At 70.0% G+C, this 23,082-nt stretch carries 17 protein-coding genes and 2 tRNA genes; 11 read left to right on the forward strand and 8 right to left on the reverse strand.

The window, feature by feature from the left end:
- From ftsY to H0E84_RS11390, 4 genes are all read left to right on the forward strand, one after another.
- Positions 1 to 878, forward strand: an 878-nt coding sequence (gene ftsY / locus H0E84_RS11380; protein WP_180678769.1) for a signal recognition particle-docking protein FtsY, incomplete at its 5' end; no start/stop codon positions are given.
- Positions 875 to 2,131 (forward strand): hypothetical protein, encoded by a 1,257-nt coding sequence (locus tag H0E84_RS20505; RefSeq protein ID WP_257644190.1) that lies wholly within the window; start codon positions 875 to 877, stop codon positions 2,129 to 2,131. The genes ftsY and H0E84_RS20505, both read left to right, overlap by 4 nt.
- The gene (mutY, locus tag H0E84_RS11385) at positions 2,128 to 3,189 is read left to right on the forward strand and encodes an A/G-specific adenine glycosylase (RefSeq protein WP_345776309.1); all 1,062 of its coding nucleotides are present in this window, start codon (positions 2,128 to 2,130) and stop codon (positions 3,187 to 3,189) included. The genes H0E84_RS20505 and mutY overlap by 4 nt, the downstream gene beginning before the upstream one ends.
- Positions 3,186 to 3,470 (forward strand): oxidative damage protection protein, encoded by a 285-nt coding sequence (locus tag H0E84_RS11390; RefSeq protein ID WP_180678771.1) that lies wholly within the window; start codon positions 3,186 to 3,188, stop codon positions 3,468 to 3,470. Before mutY ends, H0E84_RS11390 begins: the two co-directional genes overlap by 4 nt.
- Here H0E84_RS11390 and H0E84_RS11395 read toward each other — a convergent pair.
- Positions 3,437 to 3,898 (reverse strand): DUF6491 family protein, encoded by a 462-nt coding sequence (locus tag H0E84_RS11395; RefSeq protein WP_180678772.1) that lies wholly within the window; start codon positions 3,896 to 3,898, stop codon positions 3,437 to 3,439. The two genes, H0E84_RS11390 and H0E84_RS11395, sit on opposite strands and share 34 nt — an antisense overlap.
- Before the next feature lie 161 nt (positions 3,899 to 4,059).
- Between H0E84_RS11395 and H0E84_RS11400 the strand changes: the two genes are divergently transcribed.
- Positions 4,060 to 4,135: transfer RNA gene (locus H0E84_RS11400), tRNA-Phe, on the forward strand.
- Between the two features lie 93 nt (positions 4,136 to 4,228).
- Here H0E84_RS11400 and H0E84_RS11405 read toward each other — a convergent pair.
- Entirely contained in the window at positions 4,229 to 6,040 is a 1,812-nt protein-coding gene (locus H0E84_RS11405; RefSeq protein ID WP_180678773.1) for a DUF885 domain-containing protein, read from the reverse strand.
- Positions 6,041 to 6,305: 265 nt separating this feature from the next.
- Between H0E84_RS11405 and H0E84_RS11410 the strand changes: the two genes are divergently transcribed.
- From H0E84_RS11410 to H0E84_RS11425, 4 genes are all read left to right on the forward strand, one after another.
- Positions 6,306 to 7,157: a tetratricopeptide repeat protein gene (locus H0E84_RS11410; protein ID WP_180678774.1), complete on the forward strand. Its 852-nt coding sequence runs from the start codon at positions 6,306 to 6,308 to the stop codon at positions 7,155 to 7,157.
- A gap of 90 nt (positions 7,158 to 7,247) precedes the next feature.
- Positions 7,248 to 7,322: transfer RNA gene (locus H0E84_RS11415), tRNA-Val, on the forward strand.
- Positions 7,323 to 7,479: 157 nt separating this feature from the next.
- Positions 7,480 to 8,061, forward strand: coding sequence for a TetR/AcrR family transcriptional regulator (locus H0E84_RS11420; protein WP_180678775.1), 582 nt, complete (start codon positions 7,480 to 7,482; stop codon positions 8,059 to 8,061).
- On the forward strand, positions 8,045 to 9,505 hold the full coding sequence (locus H0E84_RS11425; RefSeq protein WP_180678776.1) for a nitrilase-related carbon-nitrogen hydrolase: 1,461 nt from the start codon (positions 8,045 to 8,047) through the stop codon (positions 9,503 to 9,505). Before H0E84_RS11420 ends, H0E84_RS11425 begins: the two co-directional genes overlap by 17 nt.
- 87 nt (positions 9,506 to 9,592) lie before the next feature.
- On the opposite strand, the gene H0E84_RS11430 is transcribed toward H0E84_RS11425, so the two are convergent.
- The 6 genes from H0E84_RS11430 to H0E84_RS11455 form a co-directional block, all read right to left on the reverse strand.
- Complete coding sequence (locus H0E84_RS11430) at positions 9,593 to 9,802, reverse strand: hypothetical protein (protein ID WP_180678777.1); 210 nt, start codon at positions 9,800 to 9,802, stop codon at positions 9,593 to 9,595.
- 199 nt (positions 9,803 to 10,001) lie between these two features.
- Positions 10,002 to 10,721: a M15 family metallopeptidase gene (locus H0E84_RS11435; RefSeq protein ID WP_425600488.1), complete on the reverse strand. Its 720-nt coding sequence runs from the start codon at positions 10,719 to 10,721 to the stop codon at positions 10,002 to 10,004.
- Positions 10,722 to 10,726: 5 nt separating this feature from the next.
- On the reverse strand, positions 10,727 to 12,313 hold the full coding sequence (locus H0E84_RS11440) for a serine hydrolase (protein ID WP_345776310.1): 1,587 nt from the start codon (positions 12,311 to 12,313) through the stop codon (positions 10,727 to 10,729).
- Between the two features lie 110 nt (positions 12,314 to 12,423).
- Positions 12,424 to 15,303: a TonB-dependent receptor domain-containing protein gene (locus H0E84_RS11445; RefSeq protein WP_180678779.1), complete on the reverse strand. Its 2,880-nt coding sequence runs from the start codon at positions 15,301 to 15,303 to the stop codon at positions 12,424 to 12,426.
- A 472-nt stretch (positions 15,304 to 15,775) separates the two neighbouring features.
- A complete protein-coding gene (locus H0E84_RS11450; protein ID WP_180678780.1) occupies positions 15,776 to 18,808 on the reverse strand; it encodes a TonB-dependent receptor in 3,033 nt (1,010 codons plus the stop codon).
- 46 nt (positions 18,809 to 18,854) lie between these two features.
- Positions 18,855 to 20,387: a transglutaminase-like domain-containing protein gene (locus tag H0E84_RS11455; protein WP_180678781.1), complete on the reverse strand. Its 1,533-nt coding sequence runs from the start codon at positions 20,385 to 20,387 to the stop codon at positions 18,855 to 18,857.
- Positions 20,388 to 20,535: 148 nt separating this feature from the next.
- Here H0E84_RS11455 and H0E84_RS11460 point away from each other — a divergent pair, with 148 nt between their 5' ends.
- Together H0E84_RS11460 and H0E84_RS11465 are read left to right on the forward strand one after the other, a co-directional pair.
- A complete protein-coding gene (locus tag H0E84_RS11460) occupies positions 20,536 to 21,945 on the forward strand; it encodes a C40 family peptidase (protein WP_180678782.1) in 1,410 nt (469 codons plus the stop codon).
- Between the two features lie 26 nt (positions 21,946 to 21,971).
- Positions 21,972 to 23,069 (forward strand): dipeptide epimerase, encoded by a 1,098-nt coding sequence (locus tag H0E84_RS11465; RefSeq protein WP_180678783.1) that lies wholly within the window; start codon positions 21,972 to 21,974, stop codon positions 23,067 to 23,069.
- Positions 23,070 to 23,082: the final 13 nt, after the last annotated feature.

A 23,082-nucleotide genomic window follows, 5' to 3' on the forward strand; every position in this document is an offset into this window, starting at 1 on the left:
TCGCGCGCAGCCTCGGCGGCCTGTTCGCGCGCAACCCGAAACTCGACGACGACCTGCTCGACGAGATCGAGACCGCGCTGCTCACCGCCGACGTCGGCGTCGCCGCCAGCACCGCCCTGGTCGAGGCCATGCGCGGGCGCATGAAGGCGCGCGAGTTCGCAGATGCCGCGGCACTGCTCTCGGCGCTGCGCGAGGAGCTGGTCGCGCTGCTGCGGCCGGTGGCGAAGCCGCTCGCGATCGACCCGGCCGCGAAGCCTTTCGTGATCCTCACCGTGGGCGTCAACGGTGTCGGCAAGACCACCACCATCGGCAAGCTGGCCAGGCGCTACCGCGAGGAAGGCCGCAGCCTGATGCTGGCCGCCGGCGACACCTTCCGCGCCGCGGCGGTGGCGCAGCTGCAGGCCTGGGGCGAGCGCAACGGCGTGCCGGTGGTGGCGCAGGGCCAGGACGCCGACGCCGCTTCGGTGGCGTTCGATGCGCTGCAGTCGGCGCGCGCGCGCGACTGCGAGGTGCTGATCGCCGACACCGCCGGGCGGCTGCACACCCAGCAGGGGTTGATGGCCGAGCTCGGCAAGATCAAGCGCGTGCTCGGCAAGATCGACCCGGCCGCACCGCACGAGGTGCTGATGGTGGTCGACGGCACGACCGGCCAGAACGCGGTCTCGCAGCTGCGCCAGTTTCACGCCGCCGCCGGGGTCACCGGCCTGGTGGTGACCAAGCTCGACGGCACCGCCAAGGGCGGCGTGGTGTTCGCGCTGGCGCGCGAGTTCGGCATCCCGATCCGCTTCGCCGGCATCGGCGAACGCCCCGAGGACCTGCGCGTGTTCGACGCCGAGGCCTTCGTCGACGCGCTGCTGCCGGAGTCGCTGGGCGGGTGAAACGCCGCGGCGCGATCGCGCTGCTGGTGATCGCGGCGCTGCTGCTGGTCGCGCTGCTCGCGCTGCGCTTGGCGATGCGGCCGGAATTCCTCGGGCCGCGCATCCTGTCCATGGCCGGCGACGCGCTGGACCTGCGGATCGAGGCCGAAACGTTCGAGTACCGCTTGCGCGGCATGCCGCAGCTGGTCGCCCGCGGGCTGGTCGCACGCAGCCGCGACGGCGTCGACACGCTGCTGAGCGCCGATCGCGTGCTGGTGTCGCTGCCGTGGTCGACGCTGCGCGCGCGCGGCGCGGACCTGGTGATCGAGCGCGTCGAACTGGATGCGCCGGCGCTGGACCTGGCGGCATTCCAGCGCTGGTGGGCGTCGCGGCCACCCGGCGACGGGCGGCTGCCGACGCTGCGCCGCGGCGTGGCGGTGACCGACGGGAGGCTGGTGGGGGACGGCTGGCTGGTGCGCGGGCTCGCATTCGAACTGCCTTCGTTCTCGCCGGCCCGCCCGCTGCGCGCGCATCTGCGCGGCCGCTACGTCGCCGGCACCCTGCAGGCACCCTTCGATCTGCATGTCGCGATGACCCGGCCGACGGACGACGCCGGGGTCGGCGTGGCGGGCGCGGTGACGCCCATTGCCGAGGGGTGGCGGCTCCCCTCCTCGCTGGTGCTGTCGACCCGGCTGGCGCCCGCGCGCGCCTCGAGCGGCCCGGGCCTGCAGCGCCTGCGGCTTTCCATACGCAGCCGCTACCTGACCGAGGACGCGGCCGAGGCGTTCGTGCTCGGGCTGGCGGCCGACGGCGGGTTCTCCGATGGCGGTCTGGTACTGGAGCCCGCGGCGCTGGCGCTGCGCGGCGACGGCTTGCTGCCGCGGCTGCGCGCGCGCGGCACGATCGGCCTGGGCGCGCAGCTGGCGCTGGAGTTGAATGGCGAACTCGCGCGGTGGCCGGAAGCGTGGCCCGCGCTGCCGCCGCCGGTCGGTGCGTCGACCGCGCCGCTGCCGTTCGCGCTGGGCTACCGCGGCGCGATGTCGCTGGAGGACCCGCTGACGCTTCGACTCGAGCGCGACCAGACGCGGTTCGATGCACGGCTGCGCGTCAGTGCGCTCGCCGAATGGATCGATACCCTGGAAACCGGTTCGCCGCTGCCGCCGCTCTCCGGTCGGCTGACCACGCCACGCCTGGACGTCTCCGGCGCGGTACTGCACGGCGTGGAAGTGGAGTTCGAGGACGACACCGCGCGCGTGCCGGAAGACGCGCCGTGACCGCGCCGGCCGCACCCGACTACGCCGCGCGCCTGCTGACCTGGTTCGACGCCAACGGCCGCCACGGCCTGCCGTGGCAGCATCCACGCACGCCGTACCGGGTATGGCTGTCGGAGATCATGCTGCAGCAGACCCAGGTATCGGTCGTCGCCCCCTACTTCGAACGCTTCGTCGCCGCGCTGCCGGACCTGCCGGCGCTGGCTCGCGCGCCGCTGGACCGGGTGCTGGCGCTGTGGTCGGGCCTCGGCTACTACGCCCGCGCGCGCAACCTGCACGCCGCGGCGCGGGCTTGCGTGGAGGTCCACGGCGGCGCGCTGCCGCGCGATTTCGATGCCCTGCTCGCCCTGCCCGGCATCGGCCGCAGCACCGCCGGCGCGATCCTCGCCCAGACCTGGGGCGAGCGCTTCCCGATCCTCGACGGCAACGTCAGGCGGGTGCTGTGCCGCTGGCACGGCATCGACGGCTGGCCCGGCGCGCCGGGAGTCGAAAAGCGGCTGTGGCAGCTGGCCGAAGGCCATCTGCCGCAGGCGCGCCTAGCCGACTACACCCAGGCACAGATGGATTTCGGTGCGACCCTGTGCACGCGCCGCGCCCCTGCCTGCCTGCTGTGCCCGGTGCGCGAGGGCTGCGCGGCGCTGCGCGACGGACGGGTCGACGAGCTGCCGACACCGAAGCCGGGCCGCGCACTGCCCGAGCGCGAAGCGATCGTCCTGCAGCTGCAAGACGCGCAAGGCCGGATCCTGCTGCAGCGGCGCCCGCCCGCCGGGATCTGGGCTTCGCTGTGGTCGCTGCCGGAGGCCGCCGACGACGACGCCGCGCGCGACTGGTTCGAGCGCCACCTGGACGGCGATTTCGCCCGCGGCGAGCCGCTCGAGCCGATCGCGCACGCCTTCACCCACTACCGCCTGCGGATCCTGCCGCGCCGCTGGCCCGCGGTCGCGCCGCGCGCCGCGGTGCGCGACAATGACGACCTGCGCTGGGTCGCGCGCCACGAGTACGGCGCCCTCGGCATCCCGGCCCCGATCCGCAGGCTGCTGCTCACAGGAAGCGACCGATGACCCGCACCGTGTACTGCCAGTACGAACAGCGCGAGACCGAGGGCCTGGACTTCGTGCCCTGGCCCGGGGAGCTCGGCAAGCGCATCCATGCGGAGATCGGCAAGGCGGCCTGGGCCGCCTGGCTCTCGCACCAGACCATGCTGATCAACGAGAACCGGCTGTCGCCGCTCAACCCCGAGCATCGCGCCTTCCTCGAGAAGGAAATGGTGAAGTTCCTGTTCGAGGGCAGCGCGGAGCGGCCGGCAGGCTACGTGCCCGAACCGGGCCCCGGGCCCGGCTGAGCCGCCGGCGCCGCGTCGTCCTCGCGCATCTGGCGCTCCGCCTCGCGGATCGCGTTGACGTCGAGCGGGCGGATCTCGCGGATGTTGCAGGGGATCTCCATCGAGCCGCGGTTGAGCGCCATCACCTTGTCGAAGCGCGCGTTGACGCGGTTCATGTTGCTTGTCAGCGAGATCGCGTGGGCGTAGGGCAGGTCCGGGCATGGCCCGAACAGGTCCAGCAGCCAGGCTTCGCGCGGCTTGGTCCACACTGCGATCGCGCTGTCGCCGAGCGGCGTCCAGCCGCTGATCCGGCCGAAGAACTGGAAGTGCGGTACCGGCTCGCCGGCGTTGGCGCGGTACAGGTCCAGCTTCTCCGCATCGCGCATCCCGGCGCTGGCGCAGGCTGCCAGCGCCAGCGCCGCCAGGAGGATCGGAAGGATGTTCTTCATGTGCGGCTCCCGTGGTGCGTGGATGTCCCGATGATGCGCTCGCCGCGGACGGCGCGCACGCCGCCGCCGCCCCGGCGTTCAGCCCCGATCCGGCTTGCCGCCCGCCGCCCCGCCCCGTATCATGCCGCCCTCGCACGCGGCCCGGCCGCGGCGCATCACCCGGCCGGGTAGCTCAGTTGGTAGAGCAGGGGATTGAAAATCCCCGTGTCGGCGGTTCGATTCCGTCCCCGGCCACCATTTCGGCAAGACAAGCTTCCCCGAAGGCCGCGATCGCTCGCGGCCTTCGCTTTTCCCGGCAGGACTGGTCGCGACGGGCGCGCTTGCCGCTCTTCAGCCGCCCTGCTCCGCGATCCACTCGTCCACCACGCCCTCGACCACCGACAGCGGCAGCGCGCCGTTGCCCAGCACCAGGTCGTGGAAGGCGCGGAGGTCGAAATCGTCGCCGAGGCGCTGCCGCGCCCGCTCGCGCAGCTCGACCATCTTCAGGTGCCCGATCTTGTAGGAGCTGGCCTGGCCCGGCTGCACGAGGTAGCGGTAGACCTCGGTGCGCGCGTCGGCTTGGCTCATCCCGGTCTTCCCGCGCAGATAGGCGATGGCGCGCTCCGGGGTCCAGCGCTTGCGGTGCAGGCCGGTATCGAGCACCAGCCGGACCGCGCGGAACATCTCCTGCTGCAGCCGCCCCAGGTCGCCCAGCGGATCGTCCCGGTAGGCGCCCTGCTCGGCCATCAGCTGCTCGGCGTAGAGCGCCCAGCCTTCCGTGAACGCGCTCGGGTTGAGGTTACGGCGCAGCGCCGGCAGCTCGTCCAGGGTCTGCGACAGGGCGATCTGGAAATGGTGGCCCGGCGCGCCCTCGTGGTAGGTCTGGGTCGGCAGGGTCCAGCGCGGCATGTCCATCGTGCCGAGGTTGATGAAGTACGTGCCCGGGCGCGAGCCGTCCGGTGCGGGCGCGAAGTAGTAGCCGCCGGGCGAAGCGTCCTGCGCATACTCGGGCACCGGCCGCACTTCGAGCGGCTGGGTCGGAATGCGGCCGAACAGCGCCGGGAACCCGGGCTCGGCGCGGTCCAGGATCTCCCGTACCTCGGCCAGCAGCGCATCGCGCCCGGCCTGCGAATTCTCGAAGCGGTGCGCGGGGTCCTCCGCCAGCGCATCGAGCCGCTCGGTCAGGGTGCCCTCTTCCAGCCCCTGGCCATGCAGGATCGCCTCCATCTCCTTCTCGATGCGCGCCACTTCCTCCAGACCGATGTCGTGCACCTGCTCGGCATCCAGGTCGGTGCTGGTGTACCAGCGCAGCGCGGCGTCGTAGTAGGCATCGCCTTGCGGCAGTGCCCACAGCCCGTGGCTGTGCGGCTGGTCTTCCAGGACGGCCTCGATGCGCGCGAGCAGGCGTGCGTAGCCGGGGTTGGTGGATTCGCGCACCGCTTCGGCGGCTGCGTCGAGCAGGCGGCCGCGCAAGAGCGGGTCGACGTCCTCGAGCGCGTCGAGGCGCCGCGCCAGCGAGCCCACGAACACGCTGTCCTCGGGCGGGGGCCGCAGCAGCTCGCGCACCTGGCTGGCGGCGCCCTCCAGCGCCACCCGCGGCGGGACCACGCCGTGCGCGGCCTGCATGTCGAAGTTTTCGATCAGCTGGTCGAGCTTGGCGCCGGACGCCTGCAGGCGCGCGATGTACTGGCGCGCACCCGCCTCGTCGGCGACCGCGTGGCTGTTGTCCATGAAGCGCGGCAGCATGGTGGCCATGCCGAACAGGTGGTCCACCGCGTACACGCCGGCGGACAGCTGCAGCCACGCCGGCGCCCAGTCGAACGCCAGCAGTTGGATCTGCCGATCGTAGAACCAGCGCACGAAATCGTGGCTCCAGCGTTCCTGGCCTTCCAGGCGGTCGCGGTCCCACTGCTCGATCTCGTCCAGCGACGCCCGCAGTTCGGCGCGCAACGCGTCGCGGCGGGCGAGCGAAATGTCGGTCAGGCGGCTGTTGCTCGCGGCGTCGCCCGACCCTAGCATGCTGGCGGCCTCGGGATCGGCGGCAACGGCACGCTGGAACTGCGCGTCCATGACCGCGTGAAGGCTGTCCTCGGCCGCGATGGCGGGCGAACCGGCCAGCAGGGCCAAGCCGAGCGTGAGGGTCTTCAGCAACGGATTGGGCATTCGAACTCCGGTCGATGACGGTTGCGGTCGATTTTCCGTGCCGGGCCAGGCCCGCACATGGGCCGAAGGTCCCTCGCCCGCGAAACGCCCGCAGGCGCGACCCGCCGGGCGCGCGCAGGCAGGGCCAGAGGATCTCCGCACGGTCGGCAGCGCGGTTGCGGCCCGGCGCCTTCGATCGCGGCCGGCCACACCCATTCGCCCGGGCTTGCCACCCGCCGCGTGCGGCGGGATGCTGGCCGGCAACCGACCACCGAGGAGCGAGGGAATGGCCAAGTCCGCATGGGCCGCGTTTCCACACGACCCCAGCCGTTTCGCCTATTCGGGCGACGCGCTGAAGAAGGCCTGGGCGAAGCTGCACGCCGGCGATTGGGAGCCGTGGCCCGACGAGAAGCGCGCCCAGGCGCTGCTCAAGGCAGCGGGTTCGGCCGCACCGTCCGGCGTGGATGCGAAGACGTTGGCCGGCAGCCTGCAGGAGGCCTGGCGGGCGTTCCATCGCGGCGACTTCCAGGCGGCATTCGAGGCCGGCGAGCAGTTGGGGCCGGCCGGGGCGTCCGTGGCGGTGAAGGCGCTGGGCGTCCACGCCACCCACCTGGTCGAGGGCGACGCCGAAAAGCTCAGGCGCTTCGAGCGGGGCGCGCAGATCGCCGAGGCTGCCGTGGAGGCGCTGCCCGGCGAGGCCAACAGCCACTACCGCCATGCCTTCGCGCTGGGCCGCTACAGCCAGGGCCTGAGCATCGCCAAGGCGCTCAAGCAGGGTATCGCCGGGAAGGTCCGCGACGCGCTCGACAACGCCCTGGAACTGGCGCCGAAGCACGCCGAGGCGCACACCGCCATGGCGCTGTACCACGCCGAGATCATCGGCAAGGTCGGCGGCATGATCGGCGGCCTGACCTACGGCGCCAAGGCCGCGGAGGCCGAAGCCCACATCAAGAAGGCGCTCGCGCTCACCCCCGCCTCGCCGGTGGCCCACATCGAATACGGCAACCTGCTGATGCTGCTGCACGGCGAGCGCAAGGAGGACGCCGCCGCCGCGGCCTACGAGAAGGCCGCGGCGATCGAGCCGCTGGACGCGATGGAGGCCCTGGACGCCGCCTACGCCCGGGGCCAGCTGGAGTAGGCCCGGCCGTGGACCGACGGCTTGTTCCCGCCCCGCCCCGCCCGTAAACTACGCGGCCTGCCGGCGCCCAGCGCGCCCGGCCACCGGATCGGGCGGTTAGCTCAGCGGTAGAGCATTGCCTTCACACGGCAAGGGTCGCAGGTTCGATCCCTGCACCGCCCACCAGCATCGTTCGACGACATGGCCACCTTCGCGGGTGGCCTTTGTCGTTGTACGGCTGCAGTCCGGGATTCGTAGCGCAACCCGGCCCATGAGCGGCCGGCGCGACCTGCAGGCGAGCGACGGCTTGCACGAAAGTCCGAGCCATGTATACAGTGTACACATGGTGAAATCCCCGACCGCCGAGCGCATCCTCCACGCCGCCCACGCCCTGTTCGAACGCGAAGGCGCCGACGCGGTCAGCATGCGCCGCATCGCCGACGCGGTCGGCATCACGCCGATGGCGATCTACCGACATTTTCCCAACCGCGAAGCCCTGCTCAGGCGCATCAGCGACGACAGCTTCAACGAGATCGCCCACCGCTGGGACGCACTGCGCGAGGGCGGCGACCCGGTCGCGCGCCTCCTGGCGATACAGCGCATCTATCTCGACTACGCGCTGGCGCATCCACACCTGTTCGACCACGCCTTCTCGGTGCGGCGCGAAGACGCGCGCCGCTTTCCCGAAGACTTCCACGCGCGCCGCTCGCCCACCCTCAACGTGGTCCACGACACGGTGCTGGAAGGGCAACGGGCCGGCCTGCTGTGCGCGGGCGACCCCTGGGACATCGCGATGACGCTGTGGGTGCATTCGCACGGCCTGGTCGCGCTCTACCGCGCCGGCCGTTTCAGCTACGACGAACGCCGGTTCCGCACCTTCTACGAAGCCTCGCTGGAGAGACTGCTCGATGGACTCAAGACCTGACCGTTTGCCGCGCATCGCGGCGCCGCTCGCGGTGGCGCTGACCGCGCTGGGCTGGTGGTTCGGCACCCATCTGGAACCGCTGTGGTGGGCGGCCTGGCTCGCACCGCTGCCGCTGCTGGCCTATGCGCTGCGGGTGCGCGCGGGCCCAGCGGCGCTGGCGGCGTTCGCAGCGTTCGCCATCGGCGGCGCCAATGCCTGGCACTACCTGCACGACGTGGTCCGGGTGCCGCTGGCGGTGGTCTGGATGGCGATCCTCATGCCCGCCCTGCTGATGGTGCCGGTGACGCTGCTGTTCCGCGCCCTGGCGCGGCAGGGCCGCATTCTCGCGGCGACGCTGTCGCTGCCGCTTGCGGCCACCGGGCTGTCCTGGGCCGGCGCGACGCTGTCGGTGCACGGTACCTTCGGGCATCTCGCCTATTCGCAGATGGACGCGCTGCCGGTGATCCAGGTCGCCGCGGTCGCCGGCCTGTGGGGCGTGGGCTTCCTGGTCTGGCTGCCCGCCTCGCTGCTTGCGGCCGTCACCGCACCGCATGCGGACCGGCGCGACCGCGTGCAGGCGGCGACGACAGCCGCGCTCGTGCTCGCGCTATCGCTGGGCTACGGCGCATGGCGGCTGCGCGACGACGAAGCATCGGCGAGGCTGCGCGTGGGACTGGTGACGATCGGCGGATCCGGCGATGCCGCGGCGGATCCGGCCACGCCGGAGGGCCGGCGCATGCTCGCGCGCTACGCGGCCGAGATCGACCGCCTGGCCGCGGCGGGAGCGGCGGTCGTCGTCGCACCGGAGTCCGCCCTGCTGTTGCGCTCGCATGCGCTGGAAACGCTGCAAGAACTGTCGGGGCGGCACGGCATCCGGATCCTGGTCGGCGCGGAGGACCATAGCGACCCGCAGCGCAAGCGCAACGCGGCGCTGGTGTTCGAGCCCGGCGCCGGCGAACCCGTCGCCTACTACAAGCGTCACCTGATCCCCGGTTTCGAAGATCGCTACACGCCGGGCGACACGCGGACCATGCTGCCCGGCGCGCCGCGGACCGGCGTGGCCATCTGCAAGGACCTCGATTTCACCGCCACCGGATACGCCCATGGCAGGCTCGATACGCAACTGCTGCTGGTGCCGGCATGGGACTTCGACGAGGACGCGTGGCTGCACGGCCGCATGGCCGTGCTGCGCGGCGTGGAAGGCGGCTTCGCGATCGCACGCACGGCCCGCGACGGCCACCTCACGCTCAGCGACGACCGCGGGCGCGTGATCGCGGAAACTTCGAGCGCGGGGACGACCGCACCGGTCTCGCTACTGGGCGAACTGCCGCTTCGCGACACGCGCACGCCCTACGCGCGCTGGGGCGACGCCTTCGGCTGGCTGTCGCTGATCGCGGCGGCGCTGCTGGCGGCGAGCCTGGCGCTGCGACGGGAGCACGGCGCCCCCTCACGGGCCAACGACTAGAAGAAGACGTCCTGGTGTCGGCACCGACAGTGCCGGGCGGGAAGCAGTTCCTCCACCCCGGCGAGCTGCGGTCCGCCTGCCCCGCCTTCAGCGCTCGAGGCCCACCTCGGCCAGCATCTCCTCGATGCGGACCTCGACGTGGGTGGCGTCCTCGGGAGTGACCGCGCCATCGACGACGGGATCCGCCTCGGCCGCGAACGCCGCCCAGAAATCCTCCTCGTTGGTGTAGTCGTCAACCAGGGCCGGCAGCTTGCGCCGCAGTGCGTCCAGCCGCGCGTCGAGCTCCAATCGATCCATCGCGTACCTCCGGCCAGATATCGATGCCGATACGTTGGCCACTGCGCCGTTGATCCGACGTGAAACCTCCATGCACGCAGTCGGGGCGACAGGTCCCGGGCTGCGGAATGCGGCGGCCGTGGGATGCCGGGCGCGCACGGCCGAGCATCGCGCCGCGTTTTTCCGGCCGTGGCCGACGGCGGGATCGCTCGGGCCCGCGTCAGCGGACCGGCACGTCGAAGGCGACATCCGGCGAGGGTTCCGGCTGGAACCCGTAGTGCCACCACTCGCGCTCGTAGTTGCGGAAGCCGTGCCGCTCCATGGCGCTGCGCAGGCGACGCCGATTGCGCCGTTGCGCCTCGCTGGCCTCCGGGCTGTCGGTATGGGCGAGCGGATCGAAGAAATCGAAGGCGGTGCCCATGTCCAGCGGCGTGCAGTCCTGCCCGGACGCGTCGCAGCGCAGCAGCGTCAGGTCGAGCGTGGCGCCGCGACTGTGGCCGGAGCGCTCGGCGATGTAGCCGTCATTGACGAGTTTGCCCTTGTCCAGGCTCGGATAGTGTTCCGCCTTGGTGCGCAGGTCGCCCGCGTCCTGCACCCAGCGCATGAAGTGCCGTACCGCGCGTACCGGCCGGTAGCAGTCGTAGATCAGCAGGCGGAATCCCTGTTGGCGCAGATCCGCCTCGACCCGCTGCAGCGCTTCGGCCACCGGCCGCAGCAGGTAGCAGCGCGGCGCCTCGTAGCCGTCGACCGGCGCGCCGACGAAATTGTCGCTGCCGGCATAGCGGATGTCCTGGCGGATGTCCGGCACCAGGCGGTCGATCGCGACCAGCCCCGCCTCCTCCGCCGTGCGCGTCGGCGACACCGCCGGACCGTCCGCGACGGACGCGCCCGCCGTCGGCAGCAGGAGCGCGGCCAGCGCGATGCGCCAGCGGGACGGCAACACCTTCATGGGCAATCGCCGACGCGCACGAAGGCGAGATCCTCGTAGTCGTAGCTGAAGTCCGCTTGCGGATCGACCTTGGCCATCGTCAGCGTCGGCGGCGCGTTCGCATCGTCCGCATCGGCGAACGTCAGCCAGGCCTCGGCATCGACGCTCACCTCGTCCCAGTCCACCAGCAGGCGCTCGCCGACCCGCATCACCGTGCCGCTCAGCATCGGCGACCTGGCCGCGGCGAAGCGCACGGCATCGCCGCGCCGGCAGACCGATGCTTCGCCGAACCACGGATCGCGGTACACGCCGAGCCATGGCGTCATGCTGTCGATGCTCGCGGCCTGCCGCGACGACGTGTCCGGCGCCGAGGTGCTGCCATCTTTCCTGTCCGCCGCCGCGTCCGCGGCGATGGCGTCGGCGTAGTAGTCGACCGTCCGGTCCGCGGCCTCCGGCGCGGTGAAACGCTTCGACAGCGCCTGCACCAGCGCGCTGCGCGCGTTCGAACCGCCTCCGTTCATCAGCACGACGAAGCCGACGCCGAGTTCGGGCAGCAGGGTGACCGCCGAATACATGCCCGACAGCGTGCCGGTATGCGAGACCTTGAGCCTGCCGTCGGCATCGTTGAGCCGCCAGCCGTATCCGTAGGCGTGGAAGTGGGCGCCGTCCCATTCGCGCAGGCGCCGCCCGAGGGGCATCGGCGTGTGCGCGGTCCACAGCGCCTCGCGCTGCTCCCGGGACAGCCACGGCGCCCCATCGACAAGTCCGGACCGCTCCGGCTGGAGCCACATCGTGATCCAGCGCAGCATGTCGTCGAGACTGCAGCGGATCCCGCCCGCCGCCGCCATCGGCACCGCCGCCACCATTTCGCCGTCCTCGCGCACCGGTACGTTGCGGCCGTCGATGCGGATGTGCGGCTGCGCCATGTCGCCCACCTCGTCGCGCCGCCACTCGCCGACGCGGCAGCGCTCGAGACCGAGCGGCTCGAACAGCTCGCTGCGCAGCAGCGCCTCGTAGGACTCGGCGCCGGCCGCTGCAGCGGCGAGCTCGCCGGCGACGATGTACAGCGTGTTGTCGTAGGCGTAGCGCGAACGGAAGCTGTAGATGGGCTTCAGGTGCGCCATGCCGGCGATCACGTCCTCGCGGGTGAACAGGTTCGGCTCCGGCCACAGCATCAGGTCGCCTGCGCCCGCGCCCAGCCCGCTGTTGTGGATCAGCAGGTCGCGCACCTGGATCTCGCGGGTGACCCACGGATCGTGCATGCGGAAGTCCGGCAGGTGCCTGATCACCGGATCGTCCCAGGCGAGTTTTCCCTGGTCCACCAGCCGCGCCAGCAGCGCGGTGGTCATCGCCTTGCTGTTGGAGGCGATCTTGAACAGGGTTGCCGGCGTGACCGGCTCGCCGCCGCCCGCGCGCAGCTCGCCCGCGGTCCGCACGTAAGTGACCTCTCCGTCCTCGACCACCCCGACCGCCAGGCCCGGCAGCTCGAAGCGCGCGACGGCGGCATCGACCTCGGCATCGATCGCCGCCTGGCGCGTCTCGCCGCCCGACGGCTCACGGGCGACCGCCACGTGCATCGCCTGCGCCAGAAGCAGCGCCGTCACGCACAGGCGGCCGACGGCCGCGCCCCGCTTCGCTTTCCCACGGGGCGCGCGGCGCGGCCCCTGGCCTGGCGCGCCCGGGCGCCGCATCGTCGTGTCCAAATCGTCGCCCGTCAGAAGAACTTGTACTCGAGCTGCAGGGTATAGGCGCGCCCCCGTGGATCGGCGATGCGGGGCTCCCAGCCGGCGCCGGCCGCGAAGTCGTTCTGGTGCGCGGTGAACGGCGGGTCTTCGTCGAGCAGATTCCTGATGCCGAACACCACCCGCAGCGGATCCAGCCCGGTATAGCCGACGCTGTAGTTGTAGGTGGTGTAGCTGTCCACCCGCGGATCCCACGCCGCCGGGATGTAGGTCTCGTTCCTGACGCTGACCGGCGGCTCGTCGTTATAGCCGTGGCGGTAGACCTGGGTGAGGCTGTGGGTCCAGTCGCCGCGGAAGTAGCTGAAGTTCAGCGTGTGCTTCCACTTGATCGGCAGGTTGTAGTAACGCACGTAGCCGCCGACCAGGTTGTCGGTGTAGGGCAGTGCCTCGACGCCCTTGGTCCGGAACGAATCGATGTAGCTGCCGTTGAGGTTCACGCTCCAGCGTCCGCCGGCCAGCTCGCCCAGGAAGTTGGCATCCAGCTCCACGCCCCGCATCTGGCTGCCGCCCGAATTGATGTAGCGGCGATCGATGGCGACGACCTCCCCGGCGTCATTGCGGATCCAATTCTCCTGGAACAGATCGTAGTACTCGACCAGGACCTCGGTCCGCGCCGGCTGGATCGTGTTGGTGCGCTCGATGTCCCACCAGTCCAGCGTCATGTTGAACCAGTCGACCGGCGCGATCACCACGCCGAAGCTCTTCTGCTTGGACTCCTCCGGCTGCAGGTCCTCCTTGCCGCCGAAGATCATGTCCGGCTGGATCGACTCGCACCCGGGCACTTCGGGATCGGGTACGCCGCCCGGGCAGCTGGCCGGATCGGCCAGATCGAAGCCGGTGTACGGCAGCTCGCTGACGCCGTTGAACAGCTGGTTGAAGGAGGGCACCTTGAAGCCTGTGCTGTAGGCGCCGCGGAACGCGAGCGCATCGAACGGCTGGTACTTGAAGGACACCTTCGGGTTGGTGGTGCTGCCGAACCCGTCGTAGCGGTCGTAGCGGCCGGCCAGGGTGACCTCCAGGCTGTCGAAGACCGGCAGGTAGACCTCGGCGAACACCGCCTTGATGTCGCGGCTGACGTCCTCGAGGATGTTGGCGTCGTCGAACGGCGCGTTGAACACCGGCCGCCCGTTGGTACGTTCGTCGCCGTTGAACCTGAACTCCTCGCGGCGCAGGTCGATGCCCGCGGCCGCATAGATCGATCCGCCGGGCAGCGACAGCCCCACGTCGCCGGAGAAGACGGCGTCGACCTGGGTCACGACCGACTCGCCGCCGTACAGCACCACGCCCGTCGCCGAGCCGGCCTCGAGCGCCGCCATCGCCGCCGCCGACTGCTCCTGCCCCGGCAGCAGGAACGGGTTGAGCAGGCCGCTGCCGAGGGCCTCCTGCAGGGCATCGGTGTAGTGATACCCGCGGCCCAGCGTCGATTTCGATTCGCTGGAGGCGCGCGACAGGCCGACCGCGTAATCCCAGCTCCCGACCAGGCCCTCGAACCCCGCCAGCAGCCGGTAGGCCTTGGTGTTGGTCGAGATCTGGCGCGGGCCGCAGGCCATGCAGCGCCAGCGGTAGGCGATGCGGTCGCCGTAGCTGAGCTGGTCGGCGCCGAAGTAGTCGGCCAGCGCGTCGAAGACCATGTCGTAGGATTCGCCGGTACTCGGATACCAGGTGTCCGGGTTGAAGGCGGCAGTCGCCACCGTGCTCGACGAGATCTGGTTCTGCTCGAAGGTCTTCTCGACGTCCACCTCGGAGCCGACGAACTCGACGAACGCCTCATGGCGATCCGACATCTTGAAGGTCGCCCGGCCGATGAAGTCGACGCTCTCCTGGGGCTGCTGGATCACCGCCGCGGCCGGGTAGTCCCAGGCGCAGGCATAGCGCGAGGAGGGGACGTTCCACAGGCGGTGATCGTACGGCCCCATCAGGTCGCCGCCGCTCTCGCAGCCGGCCGCGCCGGGCAGGTTCAGGATGTTGACGGCCGCCTGCAGCGATCCGTCCTCGGGATCGATCACGCCTCCGCCCATCATCGACCCGTCATGGTTGAACACCGTCGCGAACGGCGGACCGCGGGTGTCGGGAGACAGGCCGCGCTCGGGTTGGAAGCTGTTGGAGAAATCGCGGTCGGTGCCGCGCAGGATCTCGTTCTTCTTGAAGCTCACGGTACCGAAGACGTTCCAGCGGTCCGTGTCGAGGTCGCCGCCGCCCACCAGCAGGTTGGCGCGATGAATGTTGCCGCCGCCGGCTTCCGTCACGTCGACGAACGCGGAGGCTTCCGCGCCCGTGTAATCGCGCCGGGTGATGAAGTTGATCACGCCGCCGATGGCATCGGTGCCGTAGACGGCCGATGCGCCGTCGCGCAACACCTCGACCCGGTCGATGGCCGCGAAGGGAATGGAGTTCAGGTCGACCGCCCGCCCCTTGAGCCCGTGCGTGGCGACGCGGCGGCCGTTGAGCAACACCAGGGTCGCGTCGGCGCCCTGCCCGCGCAGGTTGGCGCCGGACACGCCGTTGTTGCCGCGCTGTTCCTCATGGACGATGCCGGCGTTGCTCGACAGGTTGTCCGAACCGTTGCCGGCGATGTTCATGTACATCAGCAGCTGTTCGGCCGAGGTGATGCCCTGCGCCTCGATATCCGCCTTCTGGAACACGGTGATCGGCAGCTGGCTCTCCACCTCCGTGCGCTTGATGTGCGAACCGGTCACCCGCACGGTGTCCAGGGTGCGGGGGGCGCTACGCTCGCCGGAATCCGGTGGATCGGCCAGCGCGTCCTGCCCGAGGGCGACTCCCGGGCACGCCAGGCCGATCAGGATGGCTGCGGCGAGATGGCCCGGCTTCGAGCGCGGACGTGCGATAGGCATGCGGAATCTCCTGGGTGGGTGGAGCGTTGCGGAACCTCTCGATGCCGTCCGCTGCCATGCACGACGGCGCTGTTCTCGAGGTGCCGACCACGAAGGCGACCTCGTGCCTTGGAACGGACGTCCAGCCAGCGGCCTCCCGATCGTGATGAGCGCCACGCCTGCGCACCCTGACCGCAGCTTCCACTTGCCCGTCCTCGCCCGGGGCACCTGAGCCAGCGATACGGTCCATGCGCGTGCGTGCGGCCGCTCCCCGGCCATCATTCCCGTTTCATCGCTGTGTAACACGCCCCCCTCAGGCGGTCAATAATCTATTCTGCTCGCGCCCCTCCCAGGAAGCATTGATTCCAACCAGCGAAAAGAAAGGCGGCCCGGAGGGCCGCCAAACGGAGGTTCTTCCCAAGGAAGACAGCATCAGCCCATTCGACTATCGGCACCGTTCGACCGGGCGCCATGCGCGCACGGCCGAGGCGGTTCAGAACTCCAGCGCCAGCGTCAGCTGGCCATAGCGCGGCCCCTGCAGGAAGCGCTCCTTGCCGAAGTACGGGTCGCGATCGCCGACGCCTGGCTCCAGATCCTGGTACACCCAGACCGGCTTCTGGTTGTTGAGCAGGTTGTAGACAGCCAGCTTGGCCGAGAAGTCGGCGGCGCCGAAGCTGCGTTCGTAGGCGAGACTCAGGCCGATGTCGACGATCCACGGCATCCGCCCGGCGTCGCCGCGCGGGGAGTGCTCGAACACGCGGTCGGCGGTGCTCCAGGTATCGCCCTCCTCCGGGTTCGGGAAGGCTTGATCGCGCGTGCAGTTCTCCACACAGATGTAGTAGCTGTGGTAGCTCTTCCAGTTGTAGGGGTTGCCCACACCCATGGCGGTAATCGGTCCGCCAGAACGCGCGTCGACCGTGGCGCCCGCGCGCCAATTGTCGTTGAACGCATAGCTGCCGCGCAGCTTGATCTGGTGGCGGTGGTCGTTGGCCAGCGGACCGTCGCCCCGGTAGTTGACGAAGGGATCGTCGAAATTCTCGGTGCGGCCGGTATCGCCGAAGTTGGTATCGGTGTTTACCGGCCCTTCCGCGTTGCCCTCGCTCCAGGACAGCGTGTAGGACGCGTTGAACGCCCACTTTCCGTCCCAGGCGCGGTCGAGCTGGAGTTCCAGCGCCTTGTAATCGCGCTTGGGCTTCACCCAGCCGCGCTGGCCGGTCGGGGTGGAGCCGACGTAGGTCCACTCGCCGTCGATGAACTCATAGTTGTCGGCTTCGGTCCAATAGCCCGCCTGCGAGGTGTCGATCGTGAGATACCCATCGGCAGTGCCGTCGCAGTCGGTGTCGCCCCAGATGGTCAACTCCTCGCCAGGATTGGCCATCACCCAGGAACTGCCGACCCGACCGCAATGGGTGGCGGTGATGTTGATGTCGTCGATCGCGTTCTCGAGCCTCCGGTAGATGCCGCGCGCACCCCAAGACCAGGTCTCGTTCAGTGCCTGCTGGAAGCCGAGGATCAGCTCGTCCTGGTAGACCGGGTCCATGTCGGCGTCGACTTCGGCCCGCAAGTCTCCGACCGTACCGTCGCCCTGGTCGTTGCTGAAGCCGAACTGCGGCCCGAGGATCGGCGTCGCATACTGCACCCCGTCGCGTTCGCTGATCTCCCAGCCGTCGAAACCGTAGAAGGTCCGCTCGTCCAGCAGCGCACCGCCCTGCTTGATATTGATGACGTTGGCCACCGGCAGGTAGTAGCGGCCGGCGTTGCCGAACAGCTTGGTGGTGCCGTCGCCGCGGAGGTCCCAGGAGAACCCGACCCGGGGCGCGATCATGTCATCCATCTCGATATAGGTATTTCCCTCGGCGTCCTTGTTGTCGAACTCCTCGTAGCGCAGCCCCAGGTTGAGCAGGAAGTTGGGAGTGATCGACCAGCTGTCCTCGATGTAGAGGGCCTGGTTGTTGGACTCGAACTCCCCGAAGATCTCGTAGCGGCGGGCGCGCACGTACTCGGTGTAGCCGGGGGGTACGGTCCCGGCGTCGGGGATCTGCGCGCCCGGCGTGGTCGTGCTGACCAGATACGACACTCCGCCGGGCCCCGAATATCCCTGGCTCAGATCAGAAGTGTTGACCTCGCGGTCGTAACCGAAGCGCAGCAGGTGGTCGCCCAGCGACCACTCGAAGTCGGCGCGGGTCTGCTTGCGCTCGTCATTTCGATCGTAGATGCTCAGGTTATTGGTACAGCCGAGCGGAACACCCGGGTCCGGTACGCCACTACCCGCACTCACGTAATTGCAGTCGGCGTCGTTGGGCGAGCCGGTAATGCTGTTGCGCTCCATGCTGCCGTGCATCACCTTCATCGACAGTGAGTTGGTGAGGTACGAGCTCCAAGTGAGCGCCCAGTTGGTACCGCCGGTTTCGGAGTACCGGTCCGATAGTGCATCGCCAACGGTATCGGTATCGAAGTCGTAGGCGTAGGTGGTGGTATCGGTGCGGTTGTCGTTGGAGAACGCCATCAGGTTGAGCAGATTGTTTTCGGTGATCTGCCAGTCGAGCGTGGTACCCCAGAAGCCATCGTCTGACTCGCCGCGGTTGAAGCTGGTGCCGACGTTGTTGGTGCTTTCCGGCTCCACCTTCCGTCCCTCGTACATGGCGAAGAAAAACAGCCGGTCCCTGATGATCGGACCCGACGCCCATGCGTTGAGCCTGGTGGCGTCGGTGGTGTCCTTGCTGCGGGTGAGGTAGCGCTCGCCGTCGAGATAGCTGTCGCGGCGCGAGGCCTCCCAGTCGCTGGGTCCCCAGACCAGCTTGGCGCCGTAGTGGAACTCGTTGCTGCCCGACTTGGCCAGGGCGTTCACCACGCCGCCAGTGGTACGGCCAAACTCCACGGAATAGCCGCCGGTCTTGACCTGGAATTCGTTGTAGAAGTCGAACGGCGCTTCGGAAAAGCCGACGCGGTTGTAGAAGTCGGTAACGTTCAGCCCGTTGAGGTAGAACGCATTCTCCGCGACCGACGAGCCGCCGAACGAGATGCCGCCGAACCCGGCACTGCCCTGGGCGACGCCCGGCGCCAGCACCGCCACCGAGGAGACGTTGCGCTCCACCGGCATCCGCGCGATCTCCTGCGCGGTGATGTTGGTGGCCGACTCCGTCGAGGTCACGTCGACGGCGTTGACGATCCGAGACCCGACGACCTGCACCGTGGCCAGCTCGGTGGTACCGTCGCCGGCCAGGTTGACCGTGGTGGCGTTGCCCAGCGTCACCGTCACACCGACCGGCTGTCCGCCCTCCGCTTGCAGGGTGTACTGGCCGGGGGGAAGCAACGGAAGTCGATACCGGCCGTCGGCACCGGCCGTCACGCCGCGCGTGAAGCCGGTTTCCGGATTGGTGATGGTCACCCGCGCCCCAGCTTCGGCCCGGCCGGTGACCGCTCCGGTGGCGCTCTGCGCCAGCACCGCCGGCGTGGTTGCGGACAGGCACGCCCCCAGGGCGATACAGAGGGCGGCGCGGCGGAATTTGGAATGGCTGGCCTTCATTGCGGTTCTCCCCAGAACAGGTGCGTGATGGTTGGCTTGGCGATGGTCAGGTGCGCTCGTCCGTGGCGGGTGGCAGGATCTGCCACTCGAACTCGTAGTCCCATTGGTCGAAATAGAGGTTGCCGCCGTCCCATTCGGCCTCGCCGCGCTGCGAGTCGACGGTCTCGGAACGGAAGTGCTGTTTGGGCGGCACGAACGACTGCGACCAGTCGTCGTTGTAGGCGACGCGGTAGGCGTCGAGCCCGCCGAGGTAGAACCAGCGGAGCTCCGGGTCGTCGCTCTCGAGCTGCCCGGTAGTGACGTCCATCGGCACCCAGCCGTACGGCGCCAGGTACAGCCAGCCCCAGTCGTGCATGTTGTCGTAGCCGGTCTCTTCGTCGGAGAAGGTCCAGCCGGACTGCCAGCGCGCCGGGATGCCGTTCATGCGCAGCAGGGTGATCAGCAGCAGGGTGACCTGGCCGCAGTCGGCGTGGTCCGCATGCAGGGCGTGGTCGCCGATGTTGCTCAGGGTCGAGTATTCGCGCGCGCCGCCCCAGGGGATCCGGTCGACCGCGGCGAACAGCTTCTGCGCGATGCGATACGGGTTGGTCTCGTCGCCCACCACCCGGCGCGAGTACTCGCGCATCGCCTCGGTGAACACCACGTGCGGCGCGCGCTCGGCCACGTAGGGCGCCAGCGTTTCGTCGATCTCCGCGACCACCACCCGCTCCGGGTCGATGTCGAAGCGGCGGGCGTGGATGGTCAGCTCGTAGCTCACCGAGAACCGCGTCGGCTCTCCGGCGACGGCCGGCCGTTCCAGGTAGGCGGTGCGCTGGAGGGCGTCTTCCGGCGCGATCCGCGCGTCGCCGGGCAGGCTGTCCACCAGCCGGATGTCTTCCTGCTGGCCCGGGATCGCCCGCGGGTAGGGAATCCAGGCGCGCACCGTCTCCCCGTCCGGCACCGCATCGGCCTCGACCACCAGGGATTGGGTGATGCGCACACGGCGCGGCGCCACGCTGGTCGCGCCGCCGGCCTTCGCCGCCGCCAGCACTTCCCGGTGGTGCGGATGCAGGGTCTCGTAGGGGCCCTGGGTGAAGGGGCGCACCGGCGGCGCGCGGCGCGCGGCCACGCGCGGCTGCAGCCGGAACAGGTTGAAGACGGCGCGGTTGAAATAGCGCGTCTCGCCGTCGATGGCGATGCGCTCGATCAGCCCTTCCGCGTCCCAGGCGTCGAACTCCTCGGCGGTGACGTCCGGGGCCTGCCGACGGACCGCGGCCAACGCCGCAGCCCGGTCGAGGGTGAAATCCAGGCGGATGCGGCGCATCCGCTCGCGCTGGAACTCCAACGCGCGGCGGGTCTCGGCAGCGGTCCGTGGCGCCGCCAGCAGCGCGGCGATGCGCGCCTCGGCCTCGGCGAAGCGGCCCTCGTCGACCATCGCCACCACCGGCGCAGGTGCCGGCGGCGGCAGCCCGGATGCGGCGGCGGGACCGGTCGCCAGCACGGCGGCCAGGACGGGCGCACAGAGAACAGCGGCCCGCCGGGCGATCGCGCCGGCGGCATTCCTTGCTGTGTCCTGGTGGGTTGCGCGCCGCAGTTTCATGGTCCCCGCCGGTGTGGCCCCCGTCACGGCTGTGTAACATTCTCCCAGGGGCCCGTCAATAAATTATTCTTCGGATGTTGATTTTGTGAAGAATGTATTCCATAACTGCCCCGGGGCCGCCGCCCGCGGCACCCGGCAAGGGGAACCCATGAGATCCACCCATCCGCTGATCCTGCTGCTCGCGCTGGCGCTATCGGCCTGCGCCCCCGCCCTTCCGGCACGCGAGCCGGCGCATGCCGATCGCCTGCCTGTGCATGGCGTGGTGGCCGTCGACCAGCGCCATCTGCAGCCCGACTACTGGATCGAACGCCTCGGCCCGGCCGCGCAGCGGCCCTACCTCGACGGCGCCGCGATCGCCCGGCAGAACGCCGCGCTGGTGGCACGCGACGGCTCGGTGCAGGACATCTCCGCACTGCCGCGGACGCTGCCTGACGCGACGGTGCGGGAGTGGATCGCCGCCCTGTCCTCGCGCCCGCAGGGCGAGCGCTACGACGCCACCGGAGCGGTACTGCCGGCGACCTTCTTCGACGCGCTGGAAGCCGCACTCGCCCTCGATGCGATCCCGCGGGAGCAGCCGACGCGCTACGGCCTGGTCGTGCGCCGCGCCGACCTGCGCACCTTCCCCGACGCCACCCGCGTCTTCAGCCGGCCCGGCGACACCGACATCGACCGGTTCCAGGAGAGCGCGCTGTTCCCGGGCGACGCGGTCGCCGTCGCCCACGCCAGCGGCGACGGCGAATGGCTGTTCGTGGTCAGCGACCGCTACTCGGCGTGGATCGAGCGCGACGCGGTCGCGCTCGGCGAGCGCGACACGGTGCTCGGCTACGGCAGCCGGTCGCCGGCGCTGGTGGTGACCGGCGCCACCGCCCGCACCGTCTTCAACCCGGAGCGCCCGGAAGTCTCCGAAGTGCAGCTGGACATGGGCGTGCGCGTGCCGCTGCTCGCCGACTGGCCGGCCGATCGCGCGGTGCACGGCCAGCACCCGCTGTTCGGACACGTGATCGAACTGCCGGCGCGCGCCGCGGACGGGTCGCTGGCGCTGCTGCCGGCGCTGCTGCCGCGCACCGCCGACGTCTCGCCGCAGCCGCTGCCGCTCACCCCGGCCAACGTCATCGCCCAGGGCTTCAAGTTCCTCGGCGAGCGCTACGGCTGGGGGCATTCCTACAATGCCCGCGACTGCAGCGGCTTCGTCTCCGAGGTCTACCGCAGCATGGGCGTGCAGGTGCCGCGAAACACCCGCGACCAGAGCGTCAGCCCGGCGCTGGACCGGACCCTGTTCGACGAGTCCGACGATCACGAGGCGCGGCTGGCCGAGGTGGCGAAGCTGCAGCCCGGCGACCTGGTCTACATCCCCGGCCACGTGATGATGGTGATCGGCCGCGAGAACGGCGTCACCTACACCATCCACGACACCACCGGCATCGGCTACCTGGACGCCGGCGGCGACCTGGTGCGGGTCCCGCTCAACGGCGTGGTGGTCACGCCGCTGGAGCCGCTGATGGCCGGCGAAGACACCCCCACCGTCGACCGCATCACCAGCATCGTCCGCATCCGCTGAGCGCAACCCTCCAGGGACCGAGCCGAATGAAAATCACCCAGATCCGCCTGGACATGCTCCGGGTGCCGCTGAAGACGCCGTTCAAGACCGCGCTGCGCACGGTCGACGCGGTGGAGGACATCATCGTCAGCGTCCACACCGACAGCGGCCACGTCGGCTACGGCGAGGCCGCCGCGACCGCGGTGATCACCGGCGACACCCACGGCTCGATCGTCGAGGCGATCGACAAGCTGATCGCCCCGCGCCTGGTGGGCATGGAGATCGCCGACCTCAACCGCGTCGTGCACCGGATCCAGGGCGCGGCCGAGCGCAACACCAGTGCCAAGGCCGCGGTGGAGATCGCGGTCTACGACCTGTGGGGGCAGCTGTACGGCGCCCCGCTCTACCGCCTGCTCGGCGGCGGCGACCCGGTGATCACCACCGACATCACCATCAGCGTCGACTACATCGACAAGATGGTCGCCGACTCCATGGACGCCGTGAACCGCGGCTTCGAATCGTTGAAGATCAAGGTGGGCAAGGAGATCGGTGTCGACCTGGAGCGGGTCAAGGCGATCTACGCCGCGGTCGAGGGGCGCGCGCTGTTGCGCCTGGACGCCAACCAGGGCTGGACCGCCAAGCAGGCGGTCTACGCCATCCGCACCCTGGAGGACGCCGGCGTGCAGCTGGAACTGGTGGAGCAGCCGGTGAAGGCGCGCGACCTGGCCGGCCTGAAATACGTCACCGAGCGTGTGCACACCCCGATCATGGCCGACGAGAGCGTATTCGGGCCGGCCGAGGTGATCGACCTGCTGCGCATGCACGCGGCGGATATCATCAACATCAAGCTGATGAAGACCGGGGGCATCTCCAATGCGATCCGCATCGCCGACATCGCCTCGGTCTATGGCGTGGAATGCATGATCGGCTGCATGATCGAATCCAGCATCAGCGTGGCCGCGGCGGTGCACGTGGCGGTGGCCAAGGCCGACACGATCCGCAAGATCGACCTGGACGGGCCGTCGCTGTGCGCTTTCAACCCGGTGGAAGGCGGCGTGCGCTTCAACGAATCGGAGATCACGATCGACGATTCGCCCGGCCTGGGCATCCGCGGCATCCGCGGGCTCGAGCCGCTGGCGGCCTGACGGACGGCCGGCG

Source organism: Luteimonas salinisoli (assembly GCF_013425525.1).
In the GTDB taxonomy this organism is placed as follows: Bacteria; Pseudomonadota; Gammaproteobacteria; order Xanthomonadales; family Xanthomonadaceae; genus Luteimonas; species Luteimonas salinisoli.